The 13,687-nt window shown below is 69.5% G+C and carries 14 protein-coding genes; 12 read left to right on the forward strand and 2 right to left on the reverse strand.

What is annotated here, in order from left to right:
• Positions 1-9 precede the first annotated feature (9 nt).
• The 4 genes from ACIHFB_RS05355 (at position 10) to ACIHFB_RS05370 (ending at position 3,188) form a co-directional block, all read left to right on the forward strand.
• Positions 10-246 (forward strand): DUF6213 family protein, encoded by a 237-nt coding sequence (locus tag ACIHFB_RS05355; RefSeq protein WP_365270374.1) that lies wholly within the window; start codon positions 10-12, stop codon positions 244-246.
• Positions 247-320: 74 nt separating this feature from the next.
• Positions 321-1,430 carry a type III polyketide synthase gene (locus ACIHFB_RS05360; protein ID WP_365270377.1) on the forward strand — a complete coding sequence of 370 codons (1,110 nt, stop codon included), beginning with the start codon at positions 321-323 and terminating at the stop codon, positions 1,428-1,430.
• A 14-nt stretch (positions 1,431-1,444) separates the two neighbouring features.
• On the forward strand, positions 1,445-2,659 hold the full coding sequence (locus tag ACIHFB_RS05365; RefSeq protein ID WP_400125351.1) for a cytochrome P450: 1,215 nt from the start codon (positions 1,445-1,447) through the stop codon (positions 2,657-2,659).
• A gap of 7 nt (positions 2,660-2,666) precedes the next feature.
• The gene (locus tag ACIHFB_RS05370; RefSeq protein ID WP_400125352.1) at positions 2,667-3,188 is read left to right on the forward strand and encodes a cupin domain-containing protein; all 522 of its coding nucleotides are present in this window, start codon (positions 2,667-2,669) and stop codon (positions 3,186-3,188) included.
• On the opposite strand, the gene ACIHFB_RS05375 is transcribed toward ACIHFB_RS05370, so the two are convergent.
• A complete protein-coding gene (locus ACIHFB_RS05375) occupies positions 3,185-4,414 on the reverse strand; it encodes an acyl-CoA dehydrogenase family protein (protein WP_400125354.1) in 1,230 nt (409 codons plus the stop codon). The genes ACIHFB_RS05370 and ACIHFB_RS05375 overlap by 4 nt on opposite strands.
• Before the next feature lie 168 nt (positions 4,415-4,582).
• On the opposite strand from ACIHFB_RS05375, the gene ACIHFB_RS05380 reads away from it, so the two are divergent.
• Positions 4,583-5,224 (forward strand): TetR family transcriptional regulator, encoded by a 642-nt coding sequence (locus tag ACIHFB_RS05380; protein ID WP_365270389.1) that lies wholly within the window; start codon positions 4,583-4,585, stop codon positions 5,222-5,224.
• Between the two features lie 32 nt (positions 5,225-5,256).
• Here ACIHFB_RS05380 and def read toward each other — a convergent pair whose 3' ends face one another.
• Positions 5,257-5,796 carry a peptide deformylase gene (gene def, locus ACIHFB_RS05385; RefSeq protein WP_365270392.1) on the reverse strand — a complete coding sequence of 180 codons (540 nt, stop codon included), beginning with the start codon at positions 5,794-5,796 and terminating at the stop codon, positions 5,257-5,259.
• Between the two features lie 111 nt (positions 5,797-5,907).
• Between def and ACIHFB_RS05390 the strand changes: the two genes are divergently transcribed.
• From ACIHFB_RS05390 to ACIHFB_RS05420, 7 genes are all read left to right on the forward strand, one after another.
• Positions 5,908-7,146, forward strand: coding sequence for a MurT ligase domain-containing protein (locus ACIHFB_RS05390; RefSeq protein WP_365270395.1), 1,239 nt, complete (start codon positions 5,908-5,910; stop codon positions 7,144-7,146).
• Positions 7,147-7,162: 16 nt separating this feature from the next.
• Complete coding sequence (locus tag ACIHFB_RS05395; protein ID WP_365270398.1) at positions 7,163-7,891, forward strand: glutamine amidotransferase; 729 nt, start codon at positions 7,163-7,165, stop codon at positions 7,889-7,891.
• A 190-nt stretch (positions 7,892-8,081) separates the two neighbouring features.
• The gene (locus tag ACIHFB_RS05400) at positions 8,082-9,107 is read left to right on the forward strand and encodes a 6-phosphofructokinase (RefSeq protein WP_365270401.1); all 1,026 of its coding nucleotides are present in this window, start codon (positions 8,082-8,084) and stop codon (positions 9,105-9,107) included.
• A gap of 113 nt (positions 9,108-9,220) precedes the next feature.
• Positions 9,221-10,171: a cytochrome c oxidase assembly protein gene (locus ACIHFB_RS05405; protein WP_365270404.1), complete on the forward strand. Its 951-nt coding sequence runs from the start codon at positions 9,221-9,223 to the stop codon at positions 10,169-10,171.
• Between the two features lie 175 nt (positions 10,172-10,346).
• The gene (locus ACIHFB_RS05410; RefSeq protein ID WP_400125358.1) at positions 10,347-11,645 is read left to right on the forward strand and encodes a DUF6777 domain-containing protein; all 1,299 of its coding nucleotides are present in this window, start codon (positions 10,347-10,349) and stop codon (positions 11,643-11,645) included.
• 27 nt (positions 11,646-11,672) lie between these two features.
• Complete coding sequence (locus ACIHFB_RS05415; protein WP_365270410.1) at positions 11,673-13,502, forward strand: protein kinase; 1,830 nt, start codon at positions 11,673-11,675, stop codon at positions 13,500-13,502.
• A 13-nt stretch (positions 13,503-13,515) separates the two neighbouring features.
• Entirely contained in the window at positions 13,516-13,686 is a 171-nt protein-coding gene (locus tag ACIHFB_RS05420; RefSeq protein WP_365270413.1) for a hypothetical protein, read from the forward strand.
• Position 13,687: the final 1 nt, after the last annotated feature.

A 13,687-nucleotide genomic window follows, 5' to 3' on the forward strand; every position in this document is an offset into this window, starting at 1 on the left:
ATCCCCTTTGTGAACCGCGAAGTGACTCTGCCTCTGATCGTCGACGACCGCGGTACCTTGCAGGTGGCTGCGGCCGATGTCAGCAAGTTGTTGCGGACGGTGGGTGCGCGGTGGCTGCATCTCGTCGAGTCCGGGCAGCAGGAGCTGGACGAGGACACGGTGGCGGCACTGACGATCGAGCTGGCGAAGCTCGCCGATCGGATCGATGTCGCATGCATTGCCCACAGCAGTGGGGGCGCGCCGTAGGGGTTGGGCAAATCCAGTGATCCCCGATTTGGAGTAGTCCGGCGCGAGATCGTGAGCCTGCCGGGTGATCGTGAATGCACAACCTTCTGACCGGGGGGCGCAGGCCTTCCGGAAGGCGAAAGCAGGCACGGTTCATGGCGACTTTGTGCAGACCCTCGGTGTCCGTTCCAGAGCACGTGATCACGATGGAGGAGACGCTGGAGCTGGCACGCTCCCGCCACTCCGACCACCCCCAACTGCCGCTGGCCCTCCGGCTGATCGAGAACACCGGCGTACGCACCCGGCACATCGTGCAGCCGATCGAGGAGACCCTGAAGCACCCCGGCTTCGAAGAGCGCAACAAGGTCTACATCGCCGAGGCGAAGGCCCGGGTCCCGGCAGTGGTACAGCGGGCGCTCGACGACGCCGAGCTGCTCACCAGCGACATCGACGTGATCATCTACGTGTCGTGCACGGGCTTCATGATGCCCTCGCTCACGGCCTGGCTGATCAACGAGATGGCCTTCGACAGCACCACCCGCCAGATACCCATAGCCCAGCTGGGCTGTGCGGCCGGCGGGGCGGCGATCAACCGGGCGCACGACTTCTGCACGGCCTACCCCGACGCCAACGCGCTCATCGTGGCCTGCGAGTTCTGCTCGCTGTGCTACCAGCCCACCGACCTGGGCATCGGCTCCCTGCTGTCCAACGGCCTCTTCGGCGACGGCATCGCCGCCGCGGCGGTCCGCGGCCGCGGAGGCGAGGGCATCACGCTGGAGCGCAACGGCTCGTACCTGATCCCCAAGACCGAAGAGTGGATCATGTACGACGTCCGGGCCACCGGATTCCACTTCCTGCTGGACAAGCGGGTGCCGGCCACCATGGAGCCGCTCGCCCCGGCGCTCCAGGACCTCGCGGGTATGCACGGCTGGGACGCCGCTGACCTGGACTTCTACATAGTCCATGCGGGCGGGCCCCGAATACTCGACGACCTCAGCAAGTTCCTCCAGGTCGACCCGCACGCGTTCCGGTTCAGCCGGTCGACGCTCACCGAGTACGGCAACATCGCCAGCGCCGTCGTCCTGGACGCGCTGCGCCGGCTGTTCGAGGAGGGCGGCGCCGAGCACAAGGCGCGCGGGCTGCTCGCCGGGTTCGGACCCGGCATCACCGCCGAGATGGCCCTGGGCCGCTGGCACCGCAACTGACGAGACGACGTGAGATGACCGAAGAGACGATCACCGAGACCCTCCCACCCGTTCGGCACTGGCCGGCGCTCGACCTGTCGGGCGTGGACTTCGACCCGGTCCTCGGCCAGCTGATGGACGAGGGCCCGGTCACCCGGATCCAGCTGCCCAACGGCGAGGGCTGGGCCTGGCTGGTCACCCGCTACGACGACGTACGCATGGTGACCAACGACCCCCGGTTCAGCCGCGAGGCCGTCATGGACCGGCAGGTCACCCGGCTCGCCCCGCACTTCATCCCGGCCCGCGGCGCCGTCGGCTTCCTGGACCCGCCGGACCACACCCGGCTGCGGCGCTCGGTGGCCGCCGCGTTCACGGCGAAGGGCGTGGAGCGGGTACGCGAGAAGTCGCGTCGCCTGCTGGACGAATTGATCGACGAACTCGTCCAGGACGGCCCGCCCGCCGATCTCACCGCGACGGTCCTCAGCCCCTTCCCCATCGCGGTGATCTGCGAGCTGATGGGCGTGCCGGCCGCCGACCGGCACGGCATGCACACCTGGACGCAGCTCATCCTGTCCTCCTCGCACGGCGCCGACGTCAGCGAGAAGGCCAAGAACGAGATGGGCGCGTACTTCGCCGACCTCATCGGCAGGCGCGAGGGCAGCGCCGGCGAGGACGTCACCTCACTGCTCGGCGCCGCCGTCGGCAAGGGTGAGGTGACGCTGGAGGAGGCCGTCGGACTCGCGGTCCTCCTCCAGATCGGCGGCGAGGCGGTCACCAACAACAGCGGGCAGATGTTCTACATCCTGCTGACCCGCCCGGACCTCGCGGCGCGGCTGCGCGCCGAGCCGGAGATCCGCCCCCAGGCCATCGACGAACTGCTGCGCTACATCCCGCACCGCAACGCGGTCGGACTGTCCCGGATCGCCATGGAGGACGTCGGCATCAAGGGCGTACGGATCCGGGCGGGCGACGCGATCTACGTGTCGTACCTCTCCGCGAACCGCGACCCGGACGTCTTCCCGCAGCCGGAGATGATCGACTTCGCCCGCAACCCCAACCCCCATGTGTCCTTCGGCTTCGGCCCGCACTACTGCCCCGGCGGCATGCTGGCCCGGCTGGAGTCACAGCTCCTGGTCGACGCACTCCTCGACCGCCTGCCGGGCCTGAAGCTCGCCGTGCCGCCCCGGGAAGTGCCCTTCAAGAAGGGCGCGTTGATCCGCGGGCCCGAGGCACTGCCCGTGACGTGGTGAGGTGCCGATGACGGCGACGGAGGGACTGCTCGTGCCACCGGGCCACGGCCGGGTCGTCCAGACACCGGCCCAGCACGTCACCTTCAAGGTGACCGGCACTCACTCGCGGATGGCATCCACCTTCGAGGTGCTGGTCCCCCCGGGCTTCGACGTCGGCGCCCATGTGCACACCCGCAGCGAGGAGTTGTTCTACGTCCTCGAGGGCGAGCTGGACGTGCTCGCCTTCGAGCCGCGCATCCGGACCCCCGACAACTGGCAGAAGTGGGAGTCGAGTTCGGGAACCAGGGTGGTACGTGCGACGCCGGGCACCGTCATCGTCGTACCGCCCGGATGCCCGCACGCCTTCGCCAACCCGACGGCCACCCAGGCCAAGATGTTCTTCCAGGCGTCCCCGCCGCCGGATCACGAGCGGTACTTCGAGGAGCTGCTGGAGATCCTGGGGAACGGGGGTCCGCCGGATCATGCGGCGATCGAGGAGTTGCGGAAGCGGTACGACATCGAGCAGCTGACGCCGCTCAGGCATCGCTAGCGGATGGACATGCCGGACAGGGTGCGGGCGATCACCAGCCGCTGGATCTCGCTCGTCCCCTCGAAGATCGTGTAGATCGCGGCATCGCGATGCATCCGCTCCACCGGATACTCCCGCGTGTACCCGTTGCCGCCCAGGATCTGGATCGCCTGGGCGGTAACGGTCTTGGCCGTCTCGCTCGCGAACAGCTTCGACATCGAGCCCTCGGCCGCGGTGAACGGCTTGCCGTTGACCGCCATCCAGGACGCCCGCCAGACGAGCAGCCGGGCCGCGTCGATGGACGTCCGCATGTCCGCGAGCGCGAAGGCCACACCCTGGTTGTCGATGATCGGGCGCCCGAACTGCTCACGGGTCGTGGCGTAGTCGAGGGCCACCTCGTACGCGGCACGTGCCGTACCGACGGCCATCGCGCCCACCGCCGGACGCGAGGCCTCGAACGTCGCCATCGCCGCGTTCTTCACCCGCTCACCGCCGGAGGCCTTCGCCCGCTCGCGGGCCCGCGCCAGCCGCTCGTCCAGCTTCTCCTTGCCGCCGAGGAGGCAGGAGCCGGGAACACGCACGTCCTCCAGGACGACCTCGGCGGTGTGCGAGGCGCGGATGCCGTGCTTCTTGAACTTCTGGCCCTGGGACAGGCCCGGTGTGTTCGGCGGGACGATGAAGGAGGCGTGGCCCCTGGAGCCGAGGTCCGGGTCGACGACCGCGACGACGACGTGGACGTTGGCGATACCTCCGTTGGTCGCCCAGGTCTTCGTGCCGTTGATCACCCACTCGTCCTTGGCCTCGTCGTAGACGGCACGCGTACGCATGGAGGCCACGTCGGAGCCGGCGTCGGGCTCGGAGGAGCAGAACGCGGCGACCTTGACATCGTTGGCGTCGCCGTACATCTGGGGGATCCAGGTGCCGATCTGCTCCTCGGTCCCGTTGGAGAGGACGCCGACGGCGGCGAGGCCGGTGCCGGCGATGGAGAGCCCGATGCCCGCGTCGCCCCAGAACAGTTCCTCCATGGCCATGGGTATGCCGAGGCCGGTGGGGTCGAAGTACTGCTGGGCGTAGAAGTCCAGGGAGTAGATGCCGATCTTGGCGGCCTCCTGGATGACCGGCCAGGGAGTTTCCTCACGCTCGTCCCATTCGGCGGCCGCAGGACGGATGACGTCGGCTGCGAAGCCGTGCAGCCAGTCCCGGACCTCCTTCTGTTCGTCGTTGAGCTCCATGGTGAACTCGGCCATGTCCCCTCCAGCGGCGACGCACTATCCTGTTACTTGCGGTAACCGCAGTCTGTTACCGACGGGTAGGAAAAGTCAACTCCTGACGACTGCTCGGCAGCCAGTTCGATGCTGGCAGCAACTGAAGTGTTAGTTTGCGCAGGCGTCACCGATTCAGCAGGGGGATACCACATGGACACCACGCAACGGACCGAACAACAGCGCTCGGCCGACCGCCGCCGGCGTGAGCTGCTCGAGGCCGCGGACAGAGTGGTGCTCCGCGACGGCCCCCAGGCCTCGATGAACGCGATCGCGGCCGAGGCGGGCATCACCAAGCCGATCCTCTACCGGCACTTCGGCGACAAGGGCGGGCTTTACGCCGCCCTTGCCAAACGGCATACCGACGCACTGCTGAATTCCCTGCGGGCCGCGTTGGACGCCCCGGCCGACCGCCGGGAGCGGGTCGAGAACACGCTCGACACCTATCTCGCGGCGATCGAGGCACGTCCTCAGGTGTACCGGTTCCTGATGCATCCGTCCGAGGGGTCACCGGGCGACCCCGGGTTCGCCGTGGGCGTGCATTCGGCTCCGCTGCTTCGGCGGATGGGCGAGGAGTTGGCCCAGGTCATCGAGGACCGGCTGGATCTCGGGCCGGGGAGCCAGCAACTGGCCCGGGTGTGGGGGCACGGGATCGTCGGGATGATGCACGCCGCGGGTGACTGGTGGTTGAGCGAACGGCCTTGTTCCCGCGCCGAGTTGGTGCGGAGTCTGGCGGACCTGTTGTGGGGTCGGTTGGCTGCGGCCGGGGACAAGGTGGGCGGCCCGGGGTTCTGAAGCGCCGCAGACGCCCCGCAGCCGCACGATCCTCATCGCCCCCACGGCGCTCGCGCGGCCTGCCGCAACACCCTGCGCCTTCGCCACCCCGTGAGCTGATCGACGTACACCCGGCCCTCCAGGTGGTCGCACTCGTGCTGTAGGCACCTGGCGAAGAACCCCGTGCCGTGGACCGCGATCGGCTCACCCGTCACCGTGAACCCCTCGACCACCGCATGGTCGTACCGTTCCGTCCCCGCCTCCAGACCCGGCAGGGACAGACAGCCCTCCGGGCCGCGGATCACCACTCCGTCCGCCGCCACCAGCCGCGGGTTCACGATGTGTCCCAGATGCCGGATCTCCTCGTCGTCGGGGCAGTCGTAGACGAACACCCGCAAGGACTCCCCCACCTGGTTCGCGGCCAGCCCCACCCCCTGTGCCGCGTACATCGTCGCGAACAAGTCGTCGACGAGTGCGGCCAGTTCGGGGCCGAAGTCGGTGACCTCCCGGCAGGGGTCGTGCAGGACCGCTTCGCCGAGCAGACTGAGGGGCCGGACGCGCCCGCGCGCGCCCGGAATGGAGCCGTTACGCATGGCCGCAAGGGTACGGCGATTCGGGAGTGCGAATGGATCTCGATAGGCTGGCCACCACCACGTTGCCGTCAGGCAGAGGCGCGGCGCGTACGCAAGGAGGATCGGGAACTGATGTCAGGCAACTCGGACCCGCTCACGCCGCGGGCCAAGCTCGCCGTGACCGCGGGCAAGGCGGTCGCGGCGGCGTCGCGCGCCGCCGGGCGCGGCAGCGGTTCGGTCATCGGCGGCCGGGTGGCCCTCAAACTCGACCCCGACCTCCTCGCGCGGCTCGCCCAGCACCTGGACGTGATCCTGGTGTCGGCGACCAACGGCAAGACCACCACGACCCGGCTGATCGCCGAGGCGCTGCGCGCCGCGGGCCCGGTCGTCTCGAACGCGCTCGGTGCCAACATGCCCGCCGGCATCACCTCCGCGCTGGCCGGTGGGTCCGACGCGCGGTACGGAGTGATCGAGGTCGACGAGAAGTACCTCGCCGGGGTGGCCCGGGACACCGACCCCAAGTGCATCGCCCTGCTCAACCTCTCCCGCGACCAGCTCGACCGCGCCGCCGAGACCCGGATGCTCGCCGAGAACTGGCGGGAGGGACTCGCCGGCTCGAAGGCCGTGGTCGTCGCCAACGCCGACGATCCGCTCGTGGTCTGGGCCGCGTCCTCCTCGCCCAACGTGATCTGGGTCGCCGCCGGGCAGATGTGGAAGGACGACGCCTGGTCCTGCCCGTCCTGCGGTGGTGTGATGCAGCGGCCGGGTGACGACTGGTTCTGCGGTGAGTGCGGTTTCCGGCGGCCCACGCCCAGTTGGGCGCTGTCGGGCGACCATGTGCTCGACCCGCACGGCTCCGCCTGGCCGATCCACCTCCAGCTGCCGGGCCGCGCCAACAAGGCCAACGCCGCCTCCTCGGCCGCTGTCGCCGCCGTGTTCGGGGTGCCGCCGCAGGTCGCGCTGGAGCGTATGTACCAGGTGCAGGCCGTGGCCGGACGCTATGACATCGTGCAGTTCCAGCAGCGTGATCTGCGGCTGCTGCTCGCGAAGAACCCGGCCGGCTGGCTCGAGACGTTCAGCCTGATCGATCCGCCGCCGACTCCGGTGATCCTCTCGGTGAACGCCCGCGGCGCCGACGGCACCGACACCTCCTGGCTGTGGGACGTCGACTACACGCGGCTGACCGGCCACCCGATCTGCGTCATCGGCGACCGCAAGCTGGACCTCGCGGTACGTCTGGAGGTCGCCGACCAGCACTTCCAGGTCTGCGAGAACCTCGACCAGGCCGTGCAGATGAGCCCGCCGGGCCGCATCGAGGTCATCGCGAACTACACCGCCTTCCAAGATCTGCGCCGCCGCGTCGGCAACTGACACACAGGGGACTTTTGTGAGCGACAACAGCCTGCGGGTCGTCTGGGTCTATCCCGACCTGCTCAGCACGTACGGCGACCAGGGCAACGTCCTCGTCGTGGAGCGCCGCGCCCGGCAGCGCGGCCTCGACGTGGCCCGTCTGGACGTCCGCAGCGACCAGCCGATCCCGACGTCCGGCGACATCTATCTGATCGGCGGCGGCGAGGACCGCCCGCAGCGCCTCGCGGCCGAACGCCTGCGCCGGGACGGCGGGCTGCACCGCGCCGCCGGCAACGGCGCGATCCTGTTCTCGGTGTGCGCGGGCTACCAGATCCTCGGCCATGAGTTCATCAACGACCTCGGCCAGCGCGAGCCCGGCCTCGGGCTGCTGGACGTGGTGTCCGTGCGCGGTGAGGGCGAGCGGTGCGTCGGCGACGTACTCGCCGACATCGACCCGCGCCTGGGTCTGCCGCAGCTGACCGGCTTCGAGAACCACCAGGGCGTCACCCACCTCGGCCCCACCGCCCGCCCCTTCGCCCAGGTGCGCCTCGGCAAGGGCAACGGCACCGGTGACGGCACGGAGGGCGCGTACAACGACACGGTGTTCGGTACGTACATGCACGGTCCGGTGCTGGCCCGGAACCCGCAGATCGCCGACCTGCTGCTGAAGCTGGCGCTCGATGTGAACGCGCTGCCGCCGACCGACGACCGGTGGTACGAGGCGCTGCGCACCGAGCGGGTCACGGCCGCACAGCAGCCTGCCTGACCTGGCTGTACACCTGCACTCCAGCCAGGCTTTACCAGCCCGTCTGACGATGAGTCCGCACAGGTGAGCGGGGTCGTCCAGCAGGCGGACGCACGGTTCGGCCCCGCCCCTTCCTGCCGCTAGGGTGGCGGGGATCGAGCCGGACAACGTGGTCCGGTCCCCGGCCCACGTTGAGAAGGTATTTCGGGCTATGCGCATTGGTGTCCTCACGTCCGGCGGCGACTGCCCCGGCCTGAACGCCGTCATCCGGTCCGTCGTGCACCGCGCCGTCGTCGACCACGGCGACGAGGTCATCGGTTTCCGGGACGGCTGGAAGGGCCTCCTGGAGTGCGACTACCTCAAGCTCGACCTGGACGCGGTCAGCGGCATCCTGGCCCGCGGCGGCACGATCCTCGGTTCCTCCCGCGTCCAGCCGTCCCATCTGCGGGACGGTGTGGAGCGGGCGAAGGGCCATCTCGCCGAGCTCGGCCTCGACGCCATCATCCCGATCGGCGGCGAGGGCACGCTCAAGGCGGCGCGGCTCATGTCGGACAACGGCCTGCCCGTGGTGGGCGTGCCGAAGACCATCGACAACGACATCGCGGTCACGGACGTCACCTTCGGCTTCGACACGGCCGTGGGCGTGGCGACCGAAGCGCTGGACCGCCTGAAGACGACCGCCGAGTCCCACCAGCGTGTGCTGGTGGTCGAGGTCATGGGCCGCCACACCGGCTGGATCGCGCTCCACTCCGGCATGGCGGCCGGCGCCCACGCCATCGTCGTACCGGAACGGCCCTTCGACATCGAGGAGTTGGCCAAGGTCGTCGGGGAGCGGTTCGAGGCCGGGAAGCGGTTCGCGATCGTCGTGGCGGCGGAGGGGGCCAAGCCGATGGCGGGCTCCATGGCCTTCGACGAGGGCGGCAAGGACATCTACGGTCATGAGCGCTTCGCCGGGATCGCCCGTCAGCTGTCGATCGAGCTGGAGGAGCGGCTGGGCAAGGAGGCTCGCCCGGTGATCCTCGGACATGTGCAGCGCGGCGGGACGCCGACCGCGTACGACCGGGTTCTCGCCACTCGGTTCGGGTGGCATGCGGTGGAGGCCGTGCACCGTGGGGAGTTCGGCAAGATGACGGCTCTTCGCGGGACCGACATCGTGATGGTGTCATTGGCGGAGGCCGTGGAGACGCTGAAGACCGTTCCCACGGAGCGCTACGAAGAAGCCGAATGCGTGCTCTAGATCGAGTCGTGCGGAACTGAAGAGTCTGCCCCCGGCCGCAGCTGCGGCCGGGGGCAGTTCTAGTCTGTGTGCGGACAGACTTGCACAACCCCCACGAATCAGGAGCCGCCGGAATGGATCACAGCGGGCACGGCATGACCATGGATCTGCCGCCGTTCACGCTGGGACGCGGACTTCAGTGGTCGGCCGACCCGTTCTTCCTCGTCGCCTGTCTGGTGGGGATCGCGCTGTACGCATACGGCGTCGTGCGGCTGCGGCGGCGCGGGGATGCCTGGCCGGTGGGGCGGACCGTTGCCTATGTCATCGGTGTGCTGACCATCGCGCTCGTGATGTGCACCAAGCTGAACGACTACGGCATGGTGATGTTCAGCGTGCACATGGTGCAGCACATGGTGATCAGCATGTTGTCGCCGATTCTCATTCTGCTCGGCGCGCCGATCACGTTGGCATTGCGGGCGCTACCGGTGGCGGGCAAGGGGCGGAAGGGGCCACGGGAGTTGTTGCTGGCGGCGCTGCACAGCCGTTACATGCGGATCATCACGCACCCCGTGTTCACCATTCCGCTGTTCATCGCGAGCCTTTACGCGCTGTACTTCACGCCGTTGTTCGACTTCCTGATGGGGTCCAAGGCGGGTCACGTCACGATGATGGTGCACTTCCTCGCCGTCGGCCTGGTGTTCTTCTGGCCGATCATGGGCGTGGACCCGGGGCCGCAGCGGCCGGGCTATCTCATGCGGATGCTTGAGCTGTTCGCGGGGATGCCGTTCCATGCGTTCTTCGGCATCGCGCTGATGATGGCGTCGACCCCGATGATCAAGACGTACGAGAACCCGCCCGCCTCGCTCGGTATCGACGCGCTCGCCGACCAGAACGCGGCCGGCGGGATCGCCTGGGCGTTCAGCGAGATCCCGTCGGTGCTGGTCCTGCTGGCGTTGTTGTTCCAGTGGCACGCGAGCGAGCAGCGGCAGGCGCGGCGCCAGGACCGGGCGGCCGACCGGGACGGCGACAAGGAACTCGAGGCGTACAACGCCTATTTGGCCTCACTGAACGCACGCGGACACTGAACGGCTTTTCCATTCAGTAGCATGAAGCGCGTTGGGGGAACCGCCGGGGGGAGCGGTGATGACATTTCGCGCGTTCATGCAAAGGGTGGGGAAATCGGTGGTCCGGAGGATCGCCGTCCTGCTGGTTTTCGTTCTGGCGTTGAGTGCATGCGACAGAGACGCACAATTGTTCGCGGTGAAGGCGGTGGCCGCGGGAGTTCCGTCCCTCGCCCCCTTCTTCGACGAGAACGGCGGGCTGGGACAGGACGTCCGGATCCGCTCGCAGTCGGCCCGTGGCAGTCTCCAGCAGGGAGACACGCCCGGCTTGTACGGGGGATCCAAACAGCCGACGATCTGTGATGTCGAGAAGCTCAAGCGTTTTCTCACCGATCCCGCGAACGAGCAGAAGGCTCAGGCGTGGGCGAGTGTTCTGGACATCACCACGGACGTGATTCCGGCGTATCTGGACCGGCTCACACCCGTTCTGTTGCGTCACGACACTCTCGTGAAGAACCACGATTACAAAAAGGGGAATGCCGTCCCCTTCGACTCACTGCTCCAGGCCGGCATCGCGGTGCTCGTCGACCGGCAGGGACAGCCCACCGTGAAGTGCAGTTGCGGAAATCCGCTGCGGCCGTTCGAAGGTGACACCGGCCGGATTTCCGTCGAGTTCGAGGACGGCAACAAGGAGTGGGCCGGATTCGACCGTGCCTCCGTCGTGGCCGTACGGCCGGCACCGCGCGCCCTGGAGCGGATCGCCCTCGTCGACGTCGAGGACGCCGACCGCGGCATCAACCGGCCGGTCGGCACGACAGGTGAGAAGGACCGCGCCTTCGACACCCGGGAGCGGCGGGCGGTGCCGAACGTCGCCGGGACGACGTTCGGCGACGCGAGCCGCCGGCTGGCCGACAAGGGGCTGGCGGTCGCCGTCGACGGGAAGAGGCTGCCGCCGGACGGTGCACGGGTCACGGCGTCGGATCCGCCCGCGGGCACGGAGCTCAGGTTCGGGGAGTACGTGATGCTGAGCGTGGCCGGGGGTGAGACGGGAGGATCAGGCGGATCAGGCGGATCAGGTGGGTCGGGCGGGTCCGGTGGGTCGACCACTCCCCCGGCGCCCGGAGGGACCTCCCCCTCGACCGGCGGACCCGACGGCAAGCCGCCCACGTCCAGCACCGGGCCGTCCTCTTCACCACCCTCGTCGGGTACGACGCCCAGTTCACCGGCGCCTCCATCGAGCCCGCCGCCGAGTTCCAAGCCGCCCTCCACGAGCGCACCACCGCCCGCCGACCCACCGAGCAACCCGCCACCGCCCGTGACAAGCGCGCCCCCCGTGACGACGAGCGCCCCTCCCCCGGAAACCAGCAGCGCGCCTCCCCCGGTGACATCCAGCGCACCCCCGCCCGACACCCCGGCCACCAGCACCGCACCCACAGCCGGCGAACCGGCGAGCAGCGCCCCGGTCACCGGCGCGCCCGTCTCCAGCGCCATCACGTAGCACCCCGCAGAACCCGGGAGCCAGCGGATGCCTTCAGGATCACCGACGTCGGGAGTGGGCCGGGTCATCGCCGGCCGCTATCTGCTGCTGAACCAGCTCGGCAGCGGCGGTATGGGCCATGTGTGGCTCGCCCACGACCAGAGACTCGCCTGTGAGGTCGCGCTCAAGGAGATCGTGTTCCGCGATCCGGCCGAGGAAGGGCACGAGCGGGAGGCGCGGGTGGCACGGGCCCGCGCGGAGGCACGGCACGCCGCCGGACTGCGCAGTCATCCGCACGTGGTGACCGTGCATGACGTGCTGGAGCACGACGGGCTGCCGTGGATCGTCATGGAGTACGTGCCCGGAGCGGTCGATCTGCGGGACCTGATCACGCAACGCGGCCCACTGGGACCCGCGGAGTGCGCCCGGATCGGGCTCGGGGTGCTGGACGCGCTGACCGCCGGACACGAGCGGGGCGTCATGCACCGGGACGTGAAACCGGCGAACATCCTGCTGGCGCCGGACCGCACCGGGTCGCCGTACGGCCGGATCCTGCTCACCGACTACGGCATCTCCGTGCAGCCGGACGCAGGCGAGACGCGGTACACGCTGACGTCCGTGCTGATCGGCACGGCGGGCTATCTGGCGCCGGAGCGGGCCACGGGCGGACCGCCCACCGCGGCCGCCGACCTGTTCTCGCTGGGCTGCACGCTTTATCACGCGGTGGAGGGCCTGGGGCCCTTCGAGCGGGAGTCGCATCTCGCGGAGATCACCGCGGTGGTCACCGAGGAGCCGCGGTCTTTGGTGCGCGCGGGTGCGCTGGGGCCGGTGATCGACGCGATGCTCGTCAAGGATCCGGGGCAGCGGATCTCCGCGGCGGAGGCGGAGGCGGCGCTGTCGCGGATCGTGACGCCACAGGCCGAGCCGTACGCGCGGACGCAGACCGATCTCGGGTCGCAGCCGCCCTGGGCCGCCGCCGCACCGGCGCCCGTCCCGCCCGCCCCCGTGCCACAGGGCTTCGGGCCGGTGGTCGTCGGTCCCGGCAGGCGTCGGCGTACCCGCTCCCACGCCCTCCGGGCCGCCGTCGCCTGTCTGCTCGCGCTGGCGCTCGCGGGAGGCGGCGTCTGGTACGCCATGGCCCGGCAGACGAGCGGCGACGACGGGGCCGAGCAGCCGTACGGAGAGGCCGTCGGGCTCGCCGAGCCGCTCCGGGACGGTGACTGTGTGCTCGCCCAGTGGCCGGGGGCGGCTCCGTTCCAGGGCACGCCCCGGTTGAACCTGGACGCCACCTGCCGTGACGAGGCGCCGGACGGGCAGGTGATGGCGTTCGTCGAGACCACGTCGGCGGAGGAGGCGGCCGCCGAGGGGGCGGCGCGCTGTGAGGAGCGGACGCAGGAGATCCGCGAGAAGCTCGCGGACGTCCGCAGTCTCGCCGTCGCGCCGACCGAGGAGGGCTTCGAGGCCGCCGGGCGGCGGACCGCCTGCCTGGTGCTGGGCGCGCAGGGCCCGGTGTACGGGCCGCTGGGCGGGCACCGCAAGGTCGGGACGGCGTTCGCGGACACGGCGACGATGCAGAAGCGGGACTGTCTGGACGTACCGTCGAGCCGGGCTGCCCGGCTGGTCTCCTGCGGTGGTCCGCACGACGAGATGGTGCTCGGATTCACCCGGTTGGCCTCCGACGTCACGCTGACCCAGGCGCGCACCGAGTCGGACGAGGCGTGCGCGCGGGATGTGCCGCCACGCGACTACGGCTTCGACCCTTCGGTGTATCTGGCGGGCTCCTGGACGAGCGAGGGGGCCTGGAAGTCGGGCACACATTTCGTCGTGTGCACCGTACGGAGGCAGAACGGGGGCACCATGGAGGGGGACGAACCATGAGGAGGGTGTTGCGATGCCCGGTTCTTCGGACGGATCGACCAAGACGATGGGGGTGCTCACGGTCGGCGGACTGGTCGTGGTGACCGCCTATACGGTGGCGCTCGGCAGCAGTGGCTGGCTGTGGTTCGGCTGGGTCGTGCTGGGCTTGATCACCCTGGGGATGATCGTCACCAAGCCCACCTGAG

The organism is Streptomyces sp. NPDC051963, from assembly GCF_044593495.1.
GTDB lineage: Bacteria > Actinomycetota > Actinomycetes > Streptomycetales > Streptomycetaceae > Streptomyces.

Coding starts and splice junctions, on each gene's coding strand:
- ACIHFB_RS05360 (WP_365270377.1), top strand. CDS start 321: ATGCACAACCTTCTGACCGGGGGGCGCAGGCCTTCCGGAAGGCGAAAG.
- ACIHFB_RS05415 (WP_365270410.1), top strand. CDS start 11,673: ATGCCTTCAGGATCACCGACGTCGGGAGTGGGCCGGGTCATCGCCGGC.
- ACIHFB_RS05365 (WP_400125351.1), top strand. CDS start 1,445: ATGACCGAAGAGACGATCACCGAGACCCTCCCACCCGTTCGGCACTGG.
- ACIHFB_RS05405 (WP_365270404.1), top strand. CDS start 9,221: ATGGATCACAGCGGGCACGGCATGACCATGGATCTGCCGCCGTTCACG.
- def (WP_365270392.1), bottom strand. CDS start 5,796: ATGCGTAACGGCTCCATTCCGGGCGCGCGCGGGCGCGTCCGGCCCCTC.
- ACIHFB_RS05370 (WP_400125352.1), top strand. CDS start 2,667: ATGACGGCGACGGAGGGACTGCTCGTGCCACCGGGCCACGGCCGGGTC.
- ACIHFB_RS05420 (WP_365270413.1), top strand. CDS start 13,516: ATGCCCGGTTCTTCGGACGGATCGACCAAGACGATGGGGGTGCTCACG.
- ACIHFB_RS05400 (WP_365270401.1), top strand. CDS start 8,082: ATGCGCATTGGTGTCCTCACGTCCGGCGGCGACTGCCCCGGCCTGAAC.
- ACIHFB_RS05375 (WP_400125354.1), bottom strand. CDS start 4,414: ATGGCCGAGTTCACCATGGAGCTCAACGACGAACAGAAGGAGGTCCGG.
- ACIHFB_RS05390 (WP_365270395.1), top strand. CDS start 5,908: ATGTCAGGCAACTCGGACCCGCTCACGCCGCGGGCCAAGCTCGCCGTG.
- ACIHFB_RS05380 (WP_365270389.1), top strand. CDS start 4,583: ATGGACACCACGCAACGGACCGAACAACAGCGCTCGGCCGACCGCCGC.